Raw genomic sequence first — 4,781 nt, 5'->3', positions numbered from 1 at the left:
AGTAAATAATTGAATATTTGATCACTGTCAAATTGCATATAGAGCCCAATGTAACATTTTGTCTAATATATTGGACAAAGCAGCATTAGCCGATGCAAAGAAACTAAAGCGACAACTCTATGCTGCTATCTAATCAAATTTACATGGAAAACATGATGAACAGTTGGATATTTTTTGCAGGTATCATCGCGCTATTGACGTCACTTATACATATCTTTGCAGGTCAACTAGACCCTATTAGGCCACTGCTTAAAAGTGACCTACCTGATATAGGTAAAGCTACTCTCTTAAGTTGCTGGCATCTAGTGTCAACTATTTTGGTCCTTTCCGGAGTCTCCTTAACTATTATTGGCTGGTACGACTTAAACTCATTTCACCATTTAGTCATCGGGATCTCGATTTGCTTCATTATATTTTTTATCGTTTTTATATCAGTTGGCTGGTATTTTTTTAAGTTACAAACGTTCATTAAATTACCGCAGTGGATTCTATTATTGCCAATTGGCATTTTGGGGAGTATCGGTATCATGTAAAGACATCAAACCAAGCCAATGATCATAAAGCTATCCCCCGTAGTTGGAAATAGTGATGGGTTTCATATTCCATCAGCTCAGCTGGCAGACTTACTTTGGTATTGCCACGTCCGCGAGCTTTTCAGAATAAACTTCCAGAGCAGCTGAACTATGCTACTATCGAGCTTATAGTAAAACCTTAACAAAAATGCAGAAACTTCTCCTAATGCTTCGAGGGATTTGGCTATGTCTAATGCCTAAGAGCGAATGTTTTAGCACCGCTAATATATCAGTTAGTCCCAACTATTATAGAAGCAAATAGGAAGAACAGTATTTATTTCTACTATTTTACCAACAAACTCTTACTTAACACCTATATAAGAAAGGGTTAACAAACCACAGGGACAGACAATATGGATATATCAGATACCCGATGGCGCACTAAAACCAAAGCTTCACCTGCTACCTCATATCGTTTGAATACGGTCACCAAGCAGAGCAATACACTTACTACACAGGTGTCTGTTTCTTCATTGGCGGTGAGACTAAAAGAAGCACAACAGGCAATTGACGCAGCCCGTTTAAATCAGCAATCATTTCTACAGAATAACAACGTTTTAACGTGGCAATCGCAAAGAAAGCAAGAAGAGATTAATTCGGCTAAGAGGGAGTTTGAGCAACTGTCCAAACCTCAATTGGAGATTATTGCAATGGATCCCAGTAACACCTTTTCAAAGGCAGAAAAGGCTGCTGCTTACGAAAAGTGGCATGCGCTTGATCAACGAGCGTTGTCTGAGCTGAAGCGGAACGCCCTCAATGATGATAATGCAATGACATCATTTGAAGCTGCGCTATACACACATAGCCAGACATTCTCAGAACTCGGTAAAGCTATGCTCCCTGATGATTATCTTTCGCAAGCACAGTCACACTTTGAGTCAGCGCTTCAAGGCGTAAATTTATCAGCGCATACTATGAACAATCAAGCCACGCAGTACTATAGGCTAATGGTTACAGACCTGTTTGCCGGCAATGAACCAAAAGTGCACAATGGCGCTGAAGGGATGTCTTCACACAACTTAGAACGCAGCAACTATGACTTTTTGACTCAAAAAGACCGATTTATGCTAGCTGATCTATATCAATATGCAGATCAAAATGACATAGATTTCGAATATATTCAAAAGCTTGCTAATGACATAGGAAACTACCGACGACATGGTGATGGCAAATTACTCAGTAATTTCAACGAGGGACATTTTAATACCGAAGGCCAAAAGCTTACCGTCGGATTTACGCAAAGAGATCAAGCCTCTATAGATAGCCTGATGAATAATGGTGCACTATCTTCCAGTACTCTGGATGCGGGCTTTGTATCTTTTATCACAGACCCTGGCCTTGGCGCACTCTCTCACCAAGGAAGCTACCAGTTTCTGGCACATATTGCAGAGGTAACTGCCGGTATTGCGACCAGTGACTCAGCCACGCAATTTAAAACATTCACCGAGGCAAGTAGCATCAACGAGCGCTATGTCATGACCCAATCCGAAGAACGTATGCCCCTTCCAGAACCAGATGTGACATGCAAAAATGGGGTCTGTGAGGTAACCGAAAAAGGACGGAAAAATGGCGTAACCTTAACGCAAAATACTCAAATGCTCGCACCGCCTATTGAGTTCAAGCCCGCTCAATTTGATACCCTACTCCACCTACAAAGCGACCCCAATACTAAGAAATCAGTCTGGTTCAAATGGCTTTTAGAAAAGTAATTTTTAAACTTAAAGTGGGCGTTTCGTATTTTTTGTAAATAAGATAGCGAAACTCGCTCAACCTCATGTTCGTTTAGCTTTATATCGCTGAGACATTTAAGTCGAGTTATACCAGTTGTATTAAGTAAATGATCTATCTTGAAGCGGGGAAATAGCTTTAGTAGCACCGCTCTCGCGTCCTGCTACCGCTAAGGTACCTATATCCATATAGGCAAGGCAAAAATTTTGCTATTTAGTTGTTCTAAATGAGAAATTTTTAACGAAGCTAATATGCTATTTCACCCTTCAAATTGATTAGAGAATTAATTCAATTGGTATTAGATCACGGATACTGAACTCAAATTCGTACGACTATGCCGTTTGCGACTCCAGCCGATAATCTAAGGCTAAACTACACAAGCAAAGGTATTTTTAAATAGAAATGACGTAAACCAGAAGGGTTTTTGAAAATGCGCTGTATTTAGGAAATAAAAATAAAGTTTAGGGTTATCATAGCCCCAAATTGTCCCCAAAAGTACGAGCAGCTTTTAGTAGGTGATTGATTTGAATAAAGAAGGAATGGCGGAGAGAGAGGGAGTCGAACCCTCGATACGCTATAAACGTATACACGAGTTCCAGTCGTGCGCCTTAAGCCACTCAGCCATCTCTCCGCACTGAATTGCGGGGCTAATACTATGAAAAGCCTCGCACTTTATCAAGCAGTTTTTTGCTTTTCGGATCTATTTGTCTATTAATCCTACTATTTCTGCAAGGATGCAGAAAAATCTAGCATGCGATTAAGCGAACGTAGTGCGCCTTCACGCAATTCCATATCAACGAAGACTTCTTTACCTTGTGGACTAATGAGCGCTTCTTCAATTGCCTGTAGGCCGTTCATTGCCATCCAAGGGCAATGAGCACAGCTACGACATGTAGCGCCTTCACCAGCGGTTGGTGCTTCGAAGAACTCTTTCTCAGGGCAAAGTTGCTGCATTTTGTAGAAGATACCGCGATCGGTGGCAACGATAAACTTCTGATTATCCATTTCTTGCGCAGCTTTAATTAATTGACTCGTTGAGCCTACTGCATCCGCTAAGTCTACGATTTCTGCAGGAGATTCAGGGTGAACCAGTACTGCGGCGTCAGGATGCAGCTGTTTCATGTCTTTAAGGGCTTTGGTTTTAAATTCATCATGAACGATACATGCACCGTTCCACATGATCATATCTGCACCCGTTTTCTTTTGAATATAAGAACCCAAGTGCTTATCCGGACCCCAAATGATTTTTTCGCCTTGCTCATCAAGGTGCTCAACAATCTCAAGCGCGCAAGAAGAGGTGACAATCCAATCCGCTCTTGCTTTTACCGCAGTTGAAGTATTGGCGTATACCACCACTTTTCTGTCTGGGTATTGATCACAAAACGCAGAAAACTCGTCGATAGGGCAACCTACATCCAACGAGCAAGTTGCTTCGAGTGTTGGCATCACAACGGTTTTGTGCGGTGTCAATATTTTTGCCGTTTCGCCCATAAAGCGCACGCCGGCTACGATGATCATGTCTTTGTCTTCTTGCTTAGCGCCAAAGCGTGCCATTTCTAATGAATCAGCAACACAGCCGCCAGTTTCTTCAGCAAGTGCTTGGATCTCAGGATCAGTATAATAGTGGGCAACCAGCACCGCATTCTTTTCAACTAATAGCGCTTTGATACGCGCTTTATACTCTGCTTTTTCTTCAACGGTAAGAGGGGCAGGTTTTGGAGGGAAGATATAATCTTCCGGCATAATACGTTCAGCTAGACTCATTTCTCGACCACTAGTCCACATTGCATAATTAGGTGGAATTATACGAAAAATACAGGGGTAATCCTAGCGAATGTTTAGCTCAAAATGGCGAGTTTAAGAAAGTATTTTGAATAATATATGAAGAATAAGAGGATGGTGGGTCATGATGGACTCGAACCATCGACCAATGGATTAAAAGTCCACTGCTCTACCAACTGAGCTAATGACCCGCTCAAGCATTAAAAGTGCCATTAATTCATCCTGAAGAGGTGTTCCGGCTCGTCGTCCTGACTCGCGTTCAAAAAGCTGCGAAGCCTTGTTCCGGTCTTTTTTCACCCAACTGAGCTAATGACCCGCTCAAATATGAATTCTAAAGCTTATAAAGTGGTGGGTCATGATGGACTCGAACCATCGACCAATGGATTAAAAGTCCACTGCTCTACCAACTGAGCTAATGACCCGCTCAAGCATTAAAAGTGCCATTAATTCATCCTGAAGAGGTGTTCCGGCTCGTCGTCCTGACTCGCGTTCAAAAAGCTGCGAAGCCTTGCTTCGGTCTTTTTTCACCCAACTGAGCTAATGACCCGCTCAAATATGAATTCTAAAGCTTATAAAGTGGTGGGTCATGATGGACTCGAACCATCGACCAATGGATTAAAAGTCCACTGCTCTACCAACTGAGCTAATGACCCGCTCAAATATGAATTCTAAAGCTTGTAAAGTGGTGGGTCATGATGG

General features: G+C 42.0%; 2 protein-coding genes and 4 tRNA genes. 1 reads left to right on the top strand and 5 read right to left on the bottom strand.

Features of this window, described 5'->3' with window-relative positions:
* Positions 1-925 precede the first annotated feature (925 nt).
* On the top strand, positions 926-2,281 hold the full coding sequence (locus tag L1D50_RS21655; RefSeq protein ID WP_239966795.1) for a hypothetical protein: 1,356 nt from the start codon (positions 926-928) through the stop codon (positions 2,279-2,281).
* A 559-nt stretch (positions 2,282-2,840) separates the two neighbouring features.
* Here the strand turns inward: L1D50_RS21655 and L1D50_RS21650 are convergent.
* From L1D50_RS21650 to L1D50_RS21630, 5 genes are all read right to left on the bottom strand, one after another.
* Positions 2,841-2,931 (bottom strand) — tRNA-Ser (locus tag L1D50_RS21650).
* An 89-nt stretch (positions 2,932-3,020) separates the two neighbouring features.
* A complete protein-coding gene (gene nadA, locus L1D50_RS21645; protein ID WP_010605119.1) occupies positions 3,021-4,064 on the bottom strand; it encodes a quinolinate synthase NadA in 1,044 nt (347 codons plus the stop codon).
* A 133-nt stretch (positions 4,065-4,197) separates the two neighbouring features.
* A tRNA-Lys gene (locus L1D50_RS21640) sits at positions 4,198-4,273 on the bottom strand.
* 155 nt (positions 4,274-4,428) lie between these two features.
* Positions 4,429-4,504, bottom strand: a tRNA-Lys gene (locus tag L1D50_RS21635).
* 155 nt (positions 4,505-4,659) lie between these two features.
* Positions 4,660-4,735 (bottom strand) — tRNA-Lys (locus L1D50_RS21630).
* Positions 4,736-4,781: the final 46 nt, after the last annotated feature.

Source organism: Pseudoalteromonas sp. Isolate6 (assembly GCF_022398435.1).
GTDB lineage: Bacteria > Pseudomonadota > Gammaproteobacteria > Enterobacterales > Alteromonadaceae > Pseudoalteromonas > Pseudoalteromonas galatheae.
This window is presented reverse-complemented; position numbering and strand designations above follow the sequence as displayed.